This window comes from Gulosibacter sediminis, assembly GCF_014904065.1.
In the GTDB taxonomy this organism is placed as follows: domain Bacteria; phylum Actinomycetota; class Actinomycetes; order Actinomycetales; family Microbacteriaceae; genus Gulosibacter; species Gulosibacter sediminis.
This window is the reverse complement of the sequence record NZ_JACXJG010000062.1, coordinates 1-1,461: the sequence shown is the minus strand read 5'-3', so window position 1 is coordinate 1,461 and position 1,461 is coordinate 1. Positions and strand designations below refer to the sequence as shown.

The following is a 1,461-nucleotide window of genomic DNA, read 5'->3' as shown; positions in this document are numbered from 1 at the left end:
CCTATCCGTGCAGCAGTCCCCACGTGGGTATCCATCGACTTGCATGAACGGTTGCTCATGCCCGTTCTTCCCCTGGGGCACCCCGCTCGATGGAGGGGGTTGCCGTGCAGCCAGCCAGGTACTGAAAGCTGCAACTCTTGAACCTGCGACGACCGTACCACGGCCGTGGGGCATTCGGTCAGTTGGACGCGGCTGTGGAATCCTGCACGGTGGCCAGTTCAAGCATCTAACTGTGAATAGAGCACGGAGAGAGACGCGCGAGATGAGCACGAAGGTGAAGCTACCGCTCAGCGCCGCGGCGACGTGTGCCACCGCGTACACCACGAGCGCGAGTACGAGGGTCATGCGCGGCGGCAGGCGCAGCGTCGCGATCGCCATCACCGGCGAGCCGATGATCATCCCCACCGCGAACGCGGTGATGAGGAATCCGACCTGGGCGATGCTCACGTGCAAGTCAGCCGCGACCTCCTGCAGCAGGCCCGCAACGATGTATTCGATCGTGATCATCAAGAACACGCCGAGCGTCAGCAGCGGCACGACGAACGGGAGCCGTTGGCGCTGCCGCGTAGGCGCGGCGACCGACTGAGCCATCAGACGTCTCCTTCACGGTGACGAACTCACCTCGAGCCATCTCCTACTCAGGATCAGCTCAGCCGCGCGAACGTGGAAGGTCGAGCTGAACCACGGCCTCGCAGGTCCTGATTCAGCGCGCCGGCCGTGCCTATCGTGGACGCATGGACACCAAGGCCGAGATCAGCAGCTTCCTGACATCGCGCCGCGCCCGCCTCTCACCCGAGCAGGCCGGCGTGCCGCTCTACAGCGGCAACCGACGCGTGCCCGGCCTGCGCCGCGAAGAGGTCGCCCACCTCTCCGGCGTGAGCACCGACTACTACGCCCGGCTCGAACGCGGCAAGATCGCCGGCACCTCGCGTGAAGTGCTCGAAGCCATCGCTCGCGCGCTCCAACTCGACGACGTCGAGCGCGAACACTTCTTCAATCTCGTGCAGGTCACGCGTCAGCGCGCGCCACGGCGGCGCTCCTTGACCCGCACATCCGTGCGCCCGGGCATCCAGCGCGTGCTCGACTCCATCCATACGCCCGCGTTTGTGCAAAACGCGCGCCTCGATCGGCTCGCCGCGAACCGCCTCGGCCGGGCCCTCTACTCGCTGCCGCTCGACGGCTCGGACGACCACTTCAACTACGCGCACTACCTCTTTCTTGAGCCGCGGGCCGCGCGCTTCCACCGCGACTTCGACGTCGCGAAGCGCAACGTCGTCGCGCTGCTGCACGCGGCGACCGCGAGCGACCCATATGACCGCGAACTCATCGAGATCATCGGCACGCTTTCCACCCAAAGCGACGAGTTCCGCTCGCTCTGGGCCTCCCACGACGTGTTCCGCTACCGCTCGGGCGCGAAGCTCCTCACGCACGCGGACATTGGCGGCTCATCGCAATCGAGGG

Annotated in this window: 1 protein-coding gene, 1 pseudogene and 1 riboswitch; of the genes and pseudogenes, one reads left to right on the top strand and one right to left on the bottom strand. The window is 66.2% G+C overall.

The genetic code is table 11. The features are described from left to right. Positions 1-30 precede the first annotated feature (30 nt). Positions 31-143: riboswitch (SAM riboswitch) on the bottom strand. 169 nt (positions 144-312) lie between these two features. After that, positions 313-507 (bottom strand): annotated as a pseudogene (locus tag ID132_RS15410) (MFS transporter); the annotation flags it as partial. A gap of 227 nt (positions 508-734) precedes the next feature. On the opposite strand from ID132_RS15410, the gene ID132_RS12975 reads away from it, so the two are divergent. Beyond that, positions 735-1,461: helix-turn-helix transcriptional regulator (locus ID132_RS12975; RefSeq protein ID WP_193128817.1), on the top strand; the 727-nt coding region annotated here is incomplete at its 3' end.